Source organism: Sedimentimonas flavescens, from assembly GCF_025154035.1.
Lineage (GTDB): Bacteria > Pseudomonadota > Alphaproteobacteria > Rhodobacterales > Rhodobacteraceae > Rhodobacter > Rhodobacter flavescens.
Window position 1 is genome coordinate 174,923 of record NZ_JAOALJ010000002.1, and the last position, 13,377, is coordinate 188,299.

Consider the following 13,377-nt stretch of genomic DNA (forward strand, 5'->3'; position numbering starts at 1 on the left):
GCCCGACAGGCTCAGGATGTGCGAGAGAGAATGCTTCTGGGACGCACCCGCGCGAGTGAGGTGGTCAACAGACCGGCGACGATAGCCTTGGCGACATCACCCGGAATGAAGGCCACGACCAGCACGGCGGCTTCGGTCAGGCTCTTTTGCAGCACGATGGACATGCCGACGATCCCGAAGGCGTAAAGCACGACGATACCGCCTATGACGGATGCGATCATCGCGACCAGCGCCAACGGCGCGGCCCGCCATTTCTCGACGATCCAACCGGTCACGTAAGCCGCCGCGACCCAACCGACCAGGAACCCGGCGGTCGGCCCCACAAAGACGCCAAGCCCGCCGCGTCCGCCCGACAGCAGGGGCAGCCCGAGCGCCACCAGCAACAGGAAAAGCAACACCGCCAGCGCCCCGCGCCGCGCCCCCAACACCGTTCCGCACAGCATGATCCCCAGGCTTTGCGCCGTGATCGGAACGCCAAACCCCAAGGTGATCGTCGGTATCATACCCAACGCGGCAATCAGAGCCGCAAACAGCGCCACATGGGCGAGAGTTCTTTCCATCAGTCTTCCTCCTGAGGCGCCAAAAGCCCGCCGCGCGCGCGGAGCGCCTCGGCTACGTATTCTGCATCATCGAGCGCCACGGCGACAAGCGGCAGAACGATCCGCCAATGCGCCCTGCGGTGGGAGCGCGCCGCCCAGCTTTGTGTCAACTCCCGCCCCTTCTGCGCCAGCACCGGGATCGTACGCACCACCAGCATCACGCAGATCTCAAGCAGCCGAGGGTTCAACCCAAGCCGTGCGAAGGGCTTCGTGCAGGCACCGGCGACCTGCATGATGTCGCTCAGCCGGGTGGTCATCGTCACAAGGTTCGCTGCGCCGACCACCGTAACCAGCCGTATTACGATGACCAACCCCTGAAGGCTGTCCTCGATATAGATGTGCCAGGCCATCACCCCTAGAACAAAGGGCCAAAGGATGATCAGCCGGCGCAACCCGACCGTGAAGAAGAGCCAGCCCGGCGCCGCGTACAAGCCCAACATCACGAGAAGCGCCGCACATTGCACCCATAACTGTGCCGTCGAGGCCAGCCCCAGTGTCACCAGCGACAACAGCCCCAGCTTGAGGGCCGCTGGCCATCCATGAGCCGCAACTCTAACCGGCGAGGTGAGAGATATCATCGCCCTCTCCCTGCCGCGCCATCTCGTCTAGATAGCCCCCCAGAACCGCAGCCCCGTCGCCCAGGGCCGCGATGCGCCCCTTTTCAAGCCACAGGACCGTTTCATAACCTGCCAGATCCGCCGGGTCGTGCGAGACATGGATGACGGCCCCCTGAAACAGCCCAAGATAGCGGGTCAGCTGGGCCTTTGTCGGAATGTCCAGCCCGGCGAAGGGTTCGTCCAGCAGCAGCGTTCGCGGCGCCATCGCGACGACCGACATCAGGCAGACAAGGTGTTTTTGCCCTTGCGAAAGGGTCGATACGAAAACATCGGCCCAGTCAGATTTCCCGAACCGCGCAAGGGTCGCGCGGGCCTCGTCCTGCGCTGCGCGCTTGCTGCGCCCGAGTTGTCTCAGACCAAAAACGATCTCCTCCAGAACGGTCGGAAAGATGATCTGATGATCGGGGTTCTGAAACAGGATGCCGACCTCACGCAATGCCGCGCGACGATCGGACAGGACATCGGCGCCATTCAAGCGGCACTGACCGGCGGAGGGGGCAACCAACCCCGCCACAAGCCGCAGCAGGGTCGACTTGCCCGAGCCGTTGCGCCCGACAATGCCTAAGCGCCGAAACGACAGATCCAGATTGATCCGCTCCAGAACAAGCCGCGCGTCAAGCTGCAGGCTCGCCTCGGTGATCTCCAGCCGCGCGGAAGAACGCGGCAGATCCCGGCCAGCGGTGCTTAGATCAGGCTTCATCTCTGGTCCCGTTCCATAGGGCTCCCGCTCCATGACAGGCCAGACTCCGTTTCCACATGGTCACCCCGTGACGAGGCATTGCTACAGAACTCCCCGCTTAGAAGGTTTCCTCTGTCGAGGCTAGGGTCTGCCCCAATTAATTGGCATGCGGTCGTTTTGCCCTCAAGACTTACGCGCTTGAACGGATGCCTGAGAAATTGGCTTTCTGGCTGACTGACAAGCAGGTGGCGCGGCCTGTGCAGGATCATCCGGCTTAGTCTGACGGGCTGCGGTGATCGGCAAAACGAAACACCAACGGGCCTACCGCCACCAATGCGTGACGCTGCCAGGAGCACCCTTCGGAAAAGAGTTGGGGGCCGCCAATGGCGACCCCCATGTTTTCCAGCTCAAGCGACGTCTCACGCGTCCTCGGTCACGGCATCTGCCAGAACGCGCGCGACATGGGCCTCATGCTGCGAGAGCAGATAGACGCCCGAGGCATCAAGCTCCGCCAGCCAGCCCGGCTCGATCACGATGGTGGTCGTGACCTCCTGGATGACGGCGGGGCCGGTGATGCGATCGCCCGCGCCCAGCAGCGCGCCGTCATAGACCGGTGTGTCATGCGCGATGCCCTCGGCATTGAAGATCATCTCGCGCGTGCCCTTGAGGGCGGCATGCGCGCCCTTGCCCGGTGCGATCTCCATCCGGCCCGGCTTGTCCACGGCGCCGGTGATCGCGCTTTCGACGTTCACCACCTCGACCGCGCTTTGCGGCTCGGAATAGGTGTAAAGCTCTTCGTGGCGGGCGTGGAACGCGGCCTTGAGGCGTGCCAGCGCCGCCTCGGTGACCTCGAAGGGCTCGACATCGACGGTACATTCATGGACCTGCCCGACGTAGCGCATATCAAGGCTGCGACGCACCGAGATGTTGTCATCGGTGAAGCCGTCGGACTTCAGGTCCTCGGTGCCGCGCGATTCCAGCTGGTTGAACAGCCCGTCAAGGCGCGCGGCCGCCTCGGCGCCCTCAAGACGCACCGGCGCGGGGGCCATGTAGTTGTATTTCACGTCCGAGATGATCTGGCCGAAGGCGCACAGCCCCGAGGCGAGCTTGGAAATCAGCACCTTGCGGATACCCATCTCACGCGCCAGCGCGGTGATATGCGCCGCCGTCGCCCCCCCCGCGCAGTTCAGCACGAAGTCGCGCGGGTCGTAGCCACGCTCGACCGAGACGCGGCGGATGGCGTTGACCATGTTGTTGTTGACGATGGTAAACATGCCAAACGCCGCTTTCTCGACACTGATGCCAAGCGGGTCGGCCAGATGCGTCTTGATCGCCTTGCGCGCCTTCTCGACGTTCAGCGGCAGACGCCCACCGACCAGACCATCGGGGTTGAGATAGCCAAGGATCAGGTTCGCGTCGGTCGTCGTGGGCCGCTCGCCGCCCTGATCGTAGCAGGCCGGGCCGGGTTCGGAGCCCGCCGACTGCGGCCCCATCTGCATCAGGCCCATGCTGTCGATCCAGCCGATCGAACCGCCACCCGCGCCAAGCGTTTCAACCTGGATCATCGGAATGCCGATGCGGTAACGCAGGAAGTCGATGTTCTTCGACACGTTGGCCCGTCCGTCGCGCGTCAGCGTGATGTCGAACGAGGTGCCGCCCATGTCCACGGTGATGATGTCCTTCATCGCCCAGGGTTCGCCCAACCAAAGCGCAGCCTGCGGCGCCGAGGCCGGACCCGAGTTGATCGCGTAGACCGACTGGTCGGTGACCACCTTGCCAAGGGCAAGACCGCCGTTCGATTGGAAGTAGCGCACCGGGTGACGCGCCCCGAGCGACTGGAAATAGGCGTCCACGGCCTCGACATAGCGTTGCAGGATCGGCGCAAGGTAGGCGTTCACGATGGCGGTCGAGGTGCGGGTGTATTCGCGCACCTGCGGGTAAAGCTGGCTGCCGATGGTCAGGCGCACATCGGGCATCATCTCGCGCACGATCTCGCCGGCGCGCAACTCGTGCTCGGGGTGCAGGACCGACCAGACGAAGGAGATCGAGACCGACTCGACGCCCTCGCGCAGGAAATGGCGGCAGGCCTCGCGCACCTCCTCCTCGTTCAGGGCGGTGTGGACGGTGCCGTTCGAGAGCACGCGCTCGGACACACCGCGGCGCAGGTAGCGCGGCACCAGCATGGTCGCGGGCGGATACTCCGGGTCGTAGCGGTAGCCGTCTTCCTTGTGGCCCAAACGGATCTCGATGCTGTCCTCATGGCCCTTCGTGGCGATCAGGCCGGTCTTGGCACCGTTATGCGTGATCAGCGCATTCAGGCCCACGGTGGTGCCGTTGATGCACAGATCCGAGTTCGACACGATGGTCTCGGGCGACAGGCCCGTTTCTTCCTCGATCAGCTTCAGGCCATTGCGGATGGCCATCGTCGGGTCGGTCGGGGTCGAGAGCACCTTGAAGATGCGCACACCGCCCTTGCGATCGGCCAGGATGAAGTCGGTGAAGGTGCCGCCGGCGTCGATGCCAAGACGATACTGGTTCTGCATGGGTTGCTCCTTTCGGATGTCCGGGGTCATTCGGGGGGCGTCGCACCTCCCCGGAAAGCCCGGTGATTTCAGTCAGATGAACGGATCACGCGGCGCGCAGCTTGGCGGTAGCCTCGGCATCGACGCTCAGCGTCTCGCTATCGGTGATGACCACGCCATAGTCTTGCCGGGCGCCCTCAAGGCTGACGAGACCGTTGCGCACGTCCTCGACCACCTTCTGGATATCGCGCTCGAAGGGGTTGCCGTAGCCGCCGCCGCCGGGGTTCTTGTTGGCTGCACGCTCACCGGGTTTGATCGTCTCGATGACGTTCTCGGTGATGATCTGCGTCTCGCCGTTGCGGGTGACCTCAAGCCTCCCGACCTTGGGCTGCACCATCGCCGATTTCGCCCCGGCCGCGCCCATCGCGGGAATGCGGCGGCCCTCGCCGAAGGTGATCAGCGTCATCGGACTGTCGAGGGGTTCAACCTCCCAGCAGGTGCCCGAGCCGCCCCGGTTCTTGCCCGCCCCACCCGAGTCCTCCATCAGCGAGTAGCGATGGATGATGATCGGGTAGCTGTGTTCGAGCATCTCGATATCGCCAGAGGTCAGCGCGCCGAAGCAGCACTCGGGTCCGCAGGCGTGCCAGCCGTCCTGGCTGGCCGTGGCCCCTGCCCCCGAGATGATCGAGGCCAGCACCATGGTCACGTATTCCTCGTCGTGCCGGTTGTCCCAACCCGCGATGTTGCAGCCGTTGGCATGGCCCCAGCTGGCCGAGACCTTGGCGGGCGCGGCCTGCTCGAAGGCAAGGCGCACGGCGTCGGTCAGGGTCTCCATTGGCGTCGTGGTGCAGTTCATATGCGGCGCGGGCGACTTGGCGTTGCACAGCGTGCCCTTCGGCCCCATGTCGGTACTGACGCAGCGGTATAGCCCCTCGTTATAGGGCGGCGGCAGCTGCGCGAACATCATCAACCCGAGATAGACGCCCGAGTGGCTGTTCCCCTCGTAGCTGTTGATGAAATAGGGGATCTGCGGCGGGCTCGCGATCTCGATATGGCAGCTGTCGCCGGTGATGGTGACGGTTGCCTTGATCTCGAAATCGCCAAAACCGTGGCCCGCGTCTTCAAGGATCGCAGTACCGGTATAGGTGCCGTCAGGCACCTCCGAGATCAGCTTGCGCATATGCGCCTCGGCCATGTCGAGCAGCTCGGCAATGCAATCCTGCACGACATCCTTGCCGTATTTGTCCATCAACCCCTTGAGGTTACGCGCGCCCACCTGGCAGGCGCCGATCAGCGCGTTGAAGTCGCCCTCCTGGTCACGGCGGGCACGCATATTCGTCAGCAGCAGGTTCATCACGTCGTGGCGCGGCTTGCCCTTGTCCCACAGCTTGACCGGCGGAATGCGCAGACCTTCGGCGAAAATCTCGGTCGCATTGGGGTTGTAGCCTGCGGGCACCGGGCCGCCGATATCGGTCAGGTGGCCCTTGCAGACGGTCCAGAACACCAGTTCGCCCTCGTAGAAGACGGGCATATACATGCAGGTGTCGATGATATGGCTGCCGCCATAGGCCGGATCGTTGTGCAGGATCAGGTCGCCCTCGTTGATCTCGCCATCGAAGAACTTGGCCACCGATTTCATCGCCGGGATCAGCGAGCCGAGGTGGATCGGAATGTCCTGCCCTTGCAGGATCATCTCGGGCGTGTGGTTGAACAGCGCCGTCGAATAGTCATGCGCCAGGTTGAACACCGACGAGCGCGCCGTCTGCTCAAGGGTCAGCGTCATTTCGCGCTGCGTGGTTTCCAGCACGCCCCGCACCACCGAAAGGGTGATCGGGTCCACATTACGTTTAGGCATTTGCATTCTCCCCGTTTGGGAAGCCGCCACGACGACAGGGGCGCCAAAACGGCGCTGTCGTTAGTCTCCCTGTTCACCGGGCCGCTTTCCGGCCTCTCAACATGACGATCAGCTTGCGGGGAAACCGCGCCGCGATCTTGCAGCGCCGTGCGGGATGATTTGCAATTCCGCGCAGTCGATCAGGCCGATTTGCCCCTGCGCGCATGAAACCTTGGCAATCCGCGCACTGGGGCAAATCCGTCACGCAATTTTCTTGATATGCTGGGTGCCCAGGGCTAGCGATTCTACAGGCGCTGAGGGAGAAAGCGCATGGAACTGACGGCACATAGCACGGCCAGGATTGAACCGGCCCAACGATCCGCGCATTGGAACCGCGTGATCGCAGAAACCTATTTTCCTCTGCATCTGACCTTTCGCGATGCCGGTTCCTTCAGCGGGCTGCTGGAAAAGCGGCAGATGGGCAATGTATCCCTGTCGCGTCTGGTGACCGAGCCGCTGCAATATGAACGCCGCCCCAATCACATCTCTTACGCCCATGACGAGGAATATCTGATCACCGTGCCGCGCCTCAGCCCGGTCGAATTCCGCCAGCTTGGCCGCGAGGTGCGCTGCGATCCGGGCGGCTTCATCCTTGAACGCGGAGACGAACCCTATCGCTTTTCCTATGGCGCGCCGAACGAACTCGCCGTGCTCAAGATCTCCAAGCGCGCCCTGTCGGAAAAGCTGCGCGACCCGGACCGGCTTTGCGCGCGGGTCATCGATGCCAGCAAGGGGCTTCCGGCGCTTTTCACGCAGATGATGGCGCAGTTGCAGGCTCTGCCAGCGACCGAGGCGCGGGCCGCAGATATCCTCGGGCGTCAGTTGATCGAGGTGCTGGCGCTTGCGCTTGACGATCAGATTGACCGCGACGAAGGCGTGCGCAGCGCCGTCCGCGCGGGCCACCTGCGCCGCGCCGAGCAAATCATCCGTCAGAACCTCTCGGATCCGAACCTTGCGCCCGATCTGGTGGCCGATGCCTGTGGGATCTCGAAGCGCTACCTGCACGAGCTGTTCAGCGACACCAACAAGACCGTCTCGCAATTCATCCGGGATGAGCGCCTGATCGCGGCGCGCGACATGATCGGCTCCTCGCTGCACCTTCCGATGGCCGAGATCGCCTATCGCTTCGGTTTCTCCGATCAGGCTCAGTTTTCGCGGCTGTTCCGGGCAATGTTCGGACAGACCCCCTCGGAATGGCGCCGCAACGCGCGCAAGGCCTGAGGCGCGCCCCATTCGCAGCGATGGGAGATCATGCAGGCTCCCGCGCGAACGGAGGGGCGCTGAACGGTGACTGTGGTTTCCTCGACCATATCAGACGCAGGCGCGAGTTTGCAGCGCTGCGCCTATTGGATGGGCATTGTTTTCTGCGCCGAGGCCTCCGGCCCGTGGTTTGAAATGGGGCGGAGACGCGCAACCGGGGGCACGTGACCTCGCCAGACAAAAGCGGCCTAAGCCCCTTTGTCAGCCAAGCGCGACGAGATGGTTATCCCAGGAGACACGCGCACTCGACAGCGGCTCCAGCCGTCCGTCGATGACCCGCGCCACAAGGCCCTGCCCGTCGGTCGCGACAAATCCCCCCTCGGCGCAGGGGCCGAGCCCGCAAACATCCGCCCGCGCCAGCGACCAGAGCGGCACGCCCGTGGCCGAGAACGCCTGAATCCGCCCGCCCTTGGGCGAGGTAATCGCCACCTGCTGGCCATCCTGCGTATAGGCGACGGAACCGGCATAGCCCTTCATCGCGAACATCTCTGCCTCAACCGGCTCGGCCAGAGTCACATCCCCGCCCCGACGGTGCAGCCCCAGCAGCGGCACCGGCTCGGCCAGATCGCCCTGCCATTGCATCGCAAAGGCCACCTGCCCGTCCGAGCGCAGCGCGAGATGGCGGATCGAGTTCTGCCAAAGCTCGGGCAGGTCCACGACCTCAAGCACCGCGCCCTCGGGGCTCAGGTAGCTCAGGTTCGGGCGCATCGTGTCGAGGTTCAGCGGCGTGCGGTCCGACGGGTCGGTCTGGATGCCGCCATTGGCCACCACCAGATCGTCCGAACCCGGCAGGCGGCGGATCTCATGCGGGCCGATCCCGTTCGAGGCGAACTCTCCGATCCTTTGATAACCGCGCGCGGCGTCCCACAGGCCGATCCGCCCCTCCGAGCCTTCGGCCACCACTTCCGAGGTATAAAGCGTCGCGCCATCCGCCGAATAAGCGCCGTGGCCGTTGAACTGGCGTCCCTCGGGCGGGGTCAGGCGCGCGGTCGTGACGCCGGTGGCGCAGTCGATCACCAGCGCGAAAGTGCCCGGACGCCGCGCGAAGGCCACAGCCTCGGGGCGCGTCGGATGCGCCGTCGCCGCATGGCCCCGCGATGGCAGGGGCAGCGAAAAAAGCCGCTCACCCGCCCGCGAAATCCCGCTGAGCGAATAGTCCCCGCTGACCTCTTTCGCTGCGGCCAGATAGGCCGGGCTGCCCGCATCGGCCCAGCTTGCACGCGGCAGCGCCGCCGCAGCGGCAAACGAGGCGAGGAAAGCACGGCGTTTCATTGGGGTAGTCCTTTGTTGTCAGTCGCCATCGGCCGAGTTGAACCCCACAGACACGCCAAGAAGCGCGCCAATCTCGGCCTCGGCGGCGGTGCGCGTGGCCTGGATGGCCTGTTGCAGGATCTCAACCTTGAGCCGCCCCGACGGATCGGCAACGCCCGCAAAAGTCGGGTCATCGAGCTTGCCTGCAAGATCGAGCGCGCGGTCAAACGCGGCCTCGGTCTGCGGGATCTCACCCAGCCCCTGCGCAAGCGCCTCGGCCAGCGCCCGCAGCGCGGTCAGCGACAGGGTCACATTGCGCAGACTGCGGCCCGAGGCCAGCGCCTCGGCCCGTTCCGGGCGGGGCTTGTCGAAGGTGCCAAGCGGGCGCCCAATGCGCGTGTCGGCGTCGAACTCAAGCCCGGTGATCAACTGGGTGAACAGCGCCTGCCGCCCTTCGGAGGCGGTCAGGAAGGTCGCGTTGCCCTCGGCCCCGGCGCTTAGCACCAGATCGGCGTAACCGCCCGTCCAGCCCGCCTCGGTCGTCGCAGCCATCGCGGCCAGATCCTGCGCCAGCGCCTTGCGAAGATCACAGACATAAGCATCGCTTATTTGCGCGCCTTCGCCATAAATCAGGCGCTCCAGCCCGAACAGCCCGCGCGCGGCGACCGAGGCCTGTGCCATGCCTTCGGGCGTCAGCAGGGCGGGATCGGCCTTGGTCAGCATCGCCTCAAGCTGACGCCCGCCGATATCCTTGGGGTCGGGCCAATAGGCGATGGCCAGGGCGCGGCCCTGCTCCTCTGCGGGACCCATGCGCAGATGCGCGACCGTCAGCCAAGCGTCGAAGGCGGCGTTCCATTCATCGCGCAGCCCCTCGGCCGTGCAGTCCTCTTGCGCAGCGACGGCCAGATCGGCCGTTGCCTTGGTAAAGGCGGCATAGCCCGGCAGGACATGCTTGCCGATCGCTTCCGGCACATCGGCCACGGCGGGGGACGCAAGGGCCAGAAGGGCGGCAACAGCGGGCAAACGCATCAGAGACTCTCCAGGTAGCGGATCAGGGCGGCGCGTATCGGGCGCCATCCGCGCGACCCTATCACGGGCAGGCCGGGCTTCGCCACCATGCCACGGGACGGCCTCCGGTAACGATCGCGCGCGCCCGTTATGCTGGTCGCTGACCGGGCCCCCGGCCTTCAGCGATGCCCCAGAGCGGCGCGCAGATTTTCATCTCCGGCCGGGTCGGCGGCCTTCACCTGATCGGACAGAGACGGGCCCGATACGGCTGCCCCGTTCATATCCCGCCTCAGAGCAGGAATTCGCGATGGCATCGCCGAATCGGAATGCCTTGGGCTGCTGAGAGGGCCTGCGCGGTCGCGAGGCAGCCGGCAGAGCCTGCCCGCACCAGATCGGCAGGGGTATCCAGCACAGCACGGGCTTCAGGGTCTTCGGCGAAGACCGGGCCGCTCAGCGCGATCAAAGCCGCCAAGGTCCGCGCGGCATTTTTCATCGCGCGTTCCCGCTCAGGCAGTGCCACGGGACACCGGAGAAAACCCACTAGCTTCGTCAGAGCTTAAGATCTGATCTTCGTCTGCCGCGCAAAAGGAAAAGGCCGCACCCGAAGGTGCGGCCTTTTAGACCCAAGGTCAGGAAGATCTTACTTGATCTTGCCTTCCTTGTATTCGACGTGCTTGCGAACGACCGGATCGTATTTGTTCACGGTCATTTTTTCGGTCATGGTGCGGGCATTCTTCTTGGTCACGTAGAAGTGCCCGGTGCCCGCCGTCGAGTTCAGACGGATCTTGATCGTCGTCGGCTTCGCCATTGTCGTTCTCCTAGAGCCGGGCACTGTAGCCCGCTGAATTCCTTTGAAGCCCGCCTTTTAGCGAGGCGCGTTTCAGAGTCAACCTCCAAAGCGCGCCTTCGCCGAATTTATCGCGGCTCAGTGCGTCGGTTTGCCCATCGCCTTGTGGATTTCCAGAACCTTGGAGGCCTCCAAACCCATCGCCGCAGCCAGATTCGCCAGATATTGTCTCTCGGCATCGGTATCGACCGAAATAGCCATCAGCGCGGCCGAATAGACCTGCGCCTTGGCACTTTCGCCCGCAGCCGCCGCCAGCCCCGCGACATCGATCGGCGCATCGAGTTCCGCCGCGACAAAGGCGATCTCTTCGTCCGAGGCATCCGACAGGTGATCCATGATCTTGGCGCGCTCGTCACGGTCGATCTCTCCATCGGCTTTGGCCGCCTGGATCATCGCGCGGATCATCAGCTTGGCCTGCTCTTCCATGACCGCGCTGCCCGGTGAGGCCGCCGACACAGCCCCGATCATGTCGCCAAGCCCCTTGGCACCCGCAGTCGCGGCCCCGGTCATCGCCGACATCAGGTTGCCCAGCCCCGCCTCGGTCGCCTCGGTCGCGGCAACCGCCTGCGAGCCGAACTTGGCCACCATGTCGCGCACGGCTTCCTTGCCGCCCGGAACGCCCATCTTCTCGGCGAAATCGCCCATCTGGTCGGCCATGCCGCCCGGCTCGGCGGCACCGCGCATCGCCTCTTTCACGCCTTCCATGCCACCGATCTTGCGGAACTTGTCGACCCCGCGCGCCGCGGCGAACCCAACGGCCAGCGTGGCCAGCGTCTTCACGAAACTCATCCTAACACCCCCGGTTGTTCAGGTTCGCGAATAGTGCGGCCAAAGACCCATTCTACCAAAGGTTTTTTCGCCACAGGGACGAATGGCCGCGAAATGCAGAGGGAAGAATTTGCGCGGATGGCCTGTAAGCCGGATTTTGTCCGGGGTTGCCCCCTGGATGACCATTCCTCTGGCCCTGCGGTTGCCCGCAGGATCTAGCCGCCAACCCGGACCACTCGGGGCGAAGCTCCCCTGCCGCGAACGGCGCGTGGTCCCTATTCGGCGTTGCTCCCGGTGGGGCTTGCCGTGCCGGTCCGGTTACCCGTCCCGCGGTGGGCTCTTACCCCACCGTTTCACCCTTACCCTGCAAGCAGGGCGGTCTCTTCTCTGTGGCGCTTTCCCTAGGGTTTCCCCCGCCGGGCGTTACCCGGCACCGCCGCTTCATGGAGTCCGGACTTTCCTCGACCCCCCAGCTATCCGCGAAACGCGGAGCTATGGGCAGCCGCGGTCATCCAGCCATCCGCGCGCAGCCCAGATAGGCCCGGACGGCCTTCGCGTCAATCGCTAGCAGGCACGCCACTGATCGCCGTCATCGCCATAGAGCGCCGCCAGCGCCGCGACCATCGCCATATCGGCGCCATCGAGCGGCCCGTCATGGCGCGGCCGGAAGCGCAGCCGGAAGGCCTGCAAGAGCTGCGAGGGCGGCACATCGGGGTAACCGAAGGCCTGCGCCAGCGCCGTGAAGACCTGAGCGTCGGGCGGCAGCTGCGGCCCTGCCTCGGGCCAGACCGCCAGCCCTTGCAACGCCAGCCTGCGCCAGTCGAAGCGCGGCCCCGGATCGGCCTTGCGGTCGGGCGCCATGTCGGAATGGGCGATCACGCCCTCGGGGCCAATGCTCCAGCGCGCCATGATCCCGGGCAAGAGGGCCTCAAGCGCGGCCATCTGCGGCTCGGGGAAAGGCGCATCCCCGGTATTCGCCAGTTCGATCCCGATCGACCGGGAGTTCACATCCCCCTGCCCGCGCCAGGCCCCGGCACCCGCATGCCAGGCCCGCGCAGCCTCATCCACCAGTTGCTCGGCCCGGCCATCCTCGGCGATCAGCCAATGGGCCGAGACCTCGGCCACCGGATCGCACAGGCGCGCCCGCGCCTCGGCGCAGCTACGCATGGCGGTGTAATGGATCACGATCAGTTCCGGGCGCAAACCGCCCCTACGCTCGCCGAAATTGGGCGAGGGCAGCGTCACTGGCGCGCGGCCTGGAACGGGCGCGGGTCCCATCCGCAGGCAAAGCCGTCACCATCGGGATCGAGGTTGAGCGAATCCTTCCGCGGCCCGCCCTTCTCAAGGAACGCCATCTGCGCCAGATCCGGCGAGATATACTTGGCGCAGGCCTTGCCGGAATCAGTCAGGTGGAAGCCGCCGCGCTCGTAGATCTGCTGGCCCATCCCGTTCGTTGCCGACAGCGCATAGGCCGCAAGGTTCGGACCGGCCGAGCCCTGCACCACGGGCGCGGGCACCGGGGCGGCGGGCGCCACGGGCACGGCAGGCTGCACCGGGGTCGGCGAGGTCGCGGCCAGCGTCGCCAGCGCCTCTTGCCCGAGGGATTGGTCAGCACCCGCAGCATTCGTCGCGACGGCTGCGGAGGGTACAGCAGCGCCGGGCTGGATCGCGCTCGGCACCAGCGCCGAAAGCGGCGCCGAGCCATAGCCGTTGTTCGCCGGAGCGGGCACCGGAGCAGCCGCGGTCACAACCGGCTGCGCAGGCGCGATCTGCGGCGCGGGAATGGCCGCCTGACGCTGCCCCACCAGTTCGGCCTCGCGCCGCGCCAGATACTCCCCGTAATCGCCAAAGCCGACCCCGGTCGTGCCGGGCCCGGTCGGAGTGCACGCCATCAGCGCCAGCGCAGGCAAGGCAAGAACGAGGATTTTCATC

General features: G+C 65.3%; 13 protein-coding genes and 1 other RNA gene. 1 reads left to right on the forward strand and 13 read right to left on the reverse strand.

The annotated features are described in order from the left end of the window. Positions 1–11: 11 nt before the first annotated feature. The 5 genes from N3C64_RS04170 to capB form a co-directional block, all read right to left on the reverse strand. Positions 12–560, reverse strand: coding sequence for a biotin transporter BioY (locus N3C64_RS04170; protein WP_218628540.1), 549 nt, complete (start codon positions 558–560; stop codon positions 12–14). Beyond that, positions 560–1,177, reverse strand: coding sequence for an energy-coupling factor transporter transmembrane component T family protein (locus N3C64_RS04175; protein WP_218628541.1), 618 nt, complete (start codon positions 1,175–1,177; stop codon positions 560–562). Before N3C64_RS04175 ends, N3C64_RS04170 begins: the two co-directional genes overlap by 1 nt. Further along, positions 1,152–1,916: an energy-coupling factor ABC transporter ATP-binding protein gene (locus N3C64_RS04180; protein ID WP_260012204.1), complete on the reverse strand. Its 765-nt coding sequence runs from the start codon at positions 1,914–1,916 to the stop codon at positions 1,152–1,154. The genes N3C64_RS04175 and N3C64_RS04180 overlap by 26 nt, the downstream gene beginning before the upstream one ends. Before the next feature lie 398 nt (positions 1,917–2,314). After that, positions 2,315–4,438, reverse strand: coding sequence for a caprolactamase subunit alpha (gene capA, locus N3C64_RS04185; protein ID WP_260012205.1), 2,124 nt, complete (start codon positions 4,436–4,438; stop codon positions 2,315–2,317). An 85-nt stretch (positions 4,439–4,523) separates the two neighbouring features. Continuing rightward, positions 4,524–6,272, reverse strand: coding sequence for a caprolactamase subunit beta (gene capB / locus N3C64_RS04190; protein ID WP_260012207.1), 1,749 nt, complete (start codon positions 6,270–6,272; stop codon positions 4,524–4,526). Positions 6,273–6,581: 309 nt separating this feature from the next. Here capB and N3C64_RS04195 point away from each other — a divergent pair, with 309 nt between their 5' ends. Continuing rightward, positions 6,582–7,532, forward strand: a complete 951-nt coding sequence (locus tag N3C64_RS04195) for an AraC-like ligand-binding domain-containing protein (protein WP_218628545.1) — start codon at positions 6,582–6,584, stop codon at positions 7,530–7,532. 240 nt (positions 7,533–7,772) lie between these two features. Here the strand turns inward: N3C64_RS04195 and N3C64_RS04200 are convergent, their stop codons facing one another. From N3C64_RS04200 to N3C64_RS04235, 8 genes are all read right to left on the reverse strand, one after another. Further along, positions 7,773–8,843 (reverse strand): DUF1513 domain-containing protein, encoded by a 1,071-nt coding sequence (locus N3C64_RS04200; RefSeq protein WP_260012209.1) that lies wholly within the window; start codon positions 8,841–8,843, stop codon positions 7,773–7,775. Between the two features lie 18 nt (positions 8,844–8,861). Next, positions 8,862–9,851 (reverse strand): imelysin family protein, encoded by a 990-nt coding sequence (locus N3C64_RS04205; RefSeq protein ID WP_260012210.1) that lies wholly within the window; start codon positions 9,849–9,851, stop codon positions 8,862–8,864. Between the two features lie 268 nt (positions 9,852–10,119). Beyond that, positions 10,120–10,350, reverse strand: coding sequence for a hypothetical protein (locus N3C64_RS04210; protein WP_260012211.1), 231 nt, complete (start codon positions 10,348–10,350; stop codon positions 10,120–10,122). Positions 10,351–10,470: 120 nt separating this feature from the next. Next, positions 10,471–10,638, reverse strand: coding sequence for a 50S ribosomal protein L33 (rpmG, locus tag N3C64_RS04215; RefSeq protein ID WP_011750518.1), 168 nt, complete (start codon positions 10,636–10,638; stop codon positions 10,471–10,473). A 117-nt stretch (positions 10,639–10,755) separates the two neighbouring features. Continuing rightward, entirely contained in the window at positions 10,756–11,466 is a 711-nt protein-coding gene (locus N3C64_RS04220; RefSeq protein WP_218628549.1) for a DUF533 domain-containing protein, read from the reverse strand. 109 nt (positions 11,467–11,575) lie between these two features. Further along, positions 11,576–11,969: RNase P RNA component class A (gene rnpB, locus N3C64_RS04225), an RNA gene on the reverse strand. Positions 11,970–12,009: 40 nt separating this feature from the next. After that, complete coding sequence (locus N3C64_RS04230) at positions 12,010–12,723, reverse strand: N-acetylmuramoyl-L-alanine amidase (RefSeq protein ID WP_511268589.1); 714 nt, start codon at positions 12,721–12,723, stop codon at positions 12,010–12,012. Continuing rightward, complete coding sequence (locus N3C64_RS04235; RefSeq protein ID WP_260012218.1) at positions 12,687–13,376, reverse strand: hypothetical protein; 690 nt, start codon at positions 13,374–13,376, stop codon at positions 12,687–12,689. Before N3C64_RS04235 ends, N3C64_RS04230 begins: the two co-directional genes overlap by 37 nt. Between the last annotated feature and the right edge of the window lies 1 nt (position 13,377).

Excerpts from the sequence above, each read along its gene's own strand:
- N3C64_RS04235 (WP_260012218.1), bottom strand. The coding sequence starts at position 13,376 with ATGAAAATCCTCGTTCTTGCCTTGCCTGCGCTGGCGCTGATGGCGTGC.
- capA (WP_260012205.1), bottom strand. The coding sequence starts at position 4,438 with ATGCAGAACCAGTATCGTCTTGGCATCGACGCCGGCGGCACCTTCACC.
- N3C64_RS04170 (WP_218628540.1), bottom strand. The coding sequence starts at position 560 with ATGGAAAGAACTCTCGCCCATGTGGCGCTGTTTGCGGCTCTGATTGCC.
- rpmG (WP_011750518.1), bottom strand. The coding sequence starts at position 10,638 with ATGGCGAAGCCGACGACGATCAAGATCCGTCTGAACTCGACGGCGGGC.
- N3C64_RS04195 (WP_218628545.1), top strand. The coding sequence starts at position 6,582 with ATGGAACTGACGGCACATAGCACGGCCAGGATTGAACCGGCCCAACGA.
- N3C64_RS04200 (WP_260012209.1), bottom strand. The coding sequence starts at position 8,843 with ATGAAACGCCGTGCTTTCCTCGCCTCGTTTGCCGCTGCGGCGGCGCTG.
- capB (WP_260012207.1), bottom strand. The coding sequence starts at position 6,272 with ATGCCTAAACGTAATGTGGACCCGATCACCCTTTCGGTGGTGCGGGGC.
- N3C64_RS04175 (WP_218628541.1), bottom strand. The coding sequence starts at position 1,177 with ATGATATCTCTCACCTCGCCGGTTAGAGTTGCGGCTCATGGATGGCCA.
- N3C64_RS04205 (WP_260012210.1), bottom strand. The coding sequence starts at position 9,851 with ATGCGTTTGCCCGCTGTTGCCGCCCTTCTGGCCCTTGCGTCCCCCGCC.
- N3C64_RS04180 (WP_260012204.1), bottom strand. The coding sequence starts at position 1,916 with ATGAAGCCTGATCTAAGCACCGCTGGCCGGGATCTGCCGCGTTCTTCC.
- N3C64_RS04220 (WP_218628549.1), bottom strand. The coding sequence starts at position 11,466 with ATGAGTTTCGTGAAGACGCTGGCCACGCTGGCCGTTGGGTTCGCCGCG.
- N3C64_RS04230 (WP_511268589.1), bottom strand. The coding sequence starts at position 12,723 with ATGGGACCCGCGCCCGTTCCAGGCCGCGCGCCAGTGACGCTGCCCTCG.